Origin of the sequence: Actinoallomurus acaciae, assembly GCF_042429965.1 — a bacterium.
Lineage (GTDB): Bacteria > Actinomycetota > Actinomycetes > Streptosporangiales > Streptosporangiaceae > Actinoallomurus > Actinoallomurus acaciae.
This window is the reverse complement of sequence record NZ_JBHLZP010001060.1, coordinates 1-1231: the sequence shown is the minus strand read 5'-3', so window position 1 is coordinate 1231 and position 1231 is coordinate 1. Positions and strand designations below refer to the sequence as shown.

Here is a 1231-nt window from a genome sequence, read left to right as displayed (position 1 = left end):
GGTCACCGCCCGCCGGGTCGACGTCGCCGACCCCGGCGCGGTCGAGGCGCTGCGCGACGCGGTGTGCGGCGAGATCGGCGCGCCGCGCGTGCTCGTCAACGCCGCGGGCTGGGACGTCACCGGCGCGTTCCTGGACACCGGCCCGGACTTCGCCCGGAAGGTCGTCGACATCAACTACCTCGGGCCGGTCCACCTGTGCCGGGCCTTCCTCCCGCCGATGATCGAGGCCGGGGACGGCGGCAAGGTGGTGAACATCGCCAGCGACGCGGGCCGGGTCGGCAGCTCCGGCGAGAGCGTCTACGCCGGGGCCAAGGGCGGGGTCATCGCGCTCAGCAAGTCGCTGGCCCGCGAGATGGCCCGGCACCGGATCAACGTCAACTGCGTGTGCCCGGGGCCGACGGACACCCCGCTGTTCAACTCGCTGCCGGACCGGCTCCGGGAGGCGCTGATCCGGGCGATCCCGTTCCGCCGGCCGGCCCGTCCGGAGGAGGTCGCCGCGGCCGTGCTGTTCTTCGCCTCCGACGCGGCCTCCTTCATCACCGGGCAGGTGCTGAGCGTCAGCGGCGGCCTCACGATGGCGGGCTGACCGGCACGCGAGGCCAGATCGTTCGCCGGGCCCCGCCGTACGCCGACGGGGCCCGGCCGGCCGGATCAGTGGGTGAAGACCTGGAAGTCCGCGGCCCTGACCTGCCCGGAGATGGCGCTTCCGGTGGTGCAGTCGGTCGGGACGTTCGGGTCGTTCGTCTGCTGGCCCGCGTAGTCGGGGTTGCCGGTGCACTGCGAGGCGGCGACCTCGAGGCGCAGGTGGGTGGCGGTCGTCCTGGGGATCGTGAAGGAGCGCATGGTCAGGTTCGGCGCCACCGGACGGGGCCTGGCCGCCGGGAAGGCGTCCCGCGGGCTGGTGTAGACCCGGCGGTAGTCCTTGGCCTGCGAGCAGTCGACGGTGGCCGAGGCCGTACACGCGAGGATCCGGAACGACCGCAGGGCGGTGAACCGGTTCTGCGTCTGGGTGTCGCCACCCGGGTCCTGCGCGTCCGCCGGGCGCAGCAGCGCACTGACCTGGACCCGGCGCACCTGCTGCGGCCGGTCGCCGGCGAGGCGTACGGTGACGCCCTTACCCGCCACCGGCTCGGCCTGCGCGCCCAGGTAGGCCCAGGTCGTGGCCTCGTCGTCGTCGATGAGGGCGCCGAGGCCGACGCCGTCGCCGCTCGCCGTCGCGCCGGCGGCCGCC

1 protein-coding gene and 1 pseudogene are annotated in these 1231 nt (G+C 74.7%); one reads left to right on the top strand and one right to left on the bottom strand.

Going from position 1 to position 1231, the window contains the following annotated elements; all coding sequences use genetic code 11:
• A partial coding sequence (locus tag ACFFNX_RS50440) for an SDR family NAD(P)-dependent oxidoreductase (protein ID WP_378213618.1) occupies window positions 1–586 on the top strand: 586 nt, incomplete at its 5' end.
• A 65-nt stretch (window positions 587–651) separates the two neighbouring features.
• Here the strand turns inward: ACFFNX_RS50440 and ACFFNX_RS50435 are convergent.
• Window positions 652–1231, bottom strand: a pseudogene (locus ACFFNX_RS50435) (M36 family metallopeptidase); the annotation flags it as partial.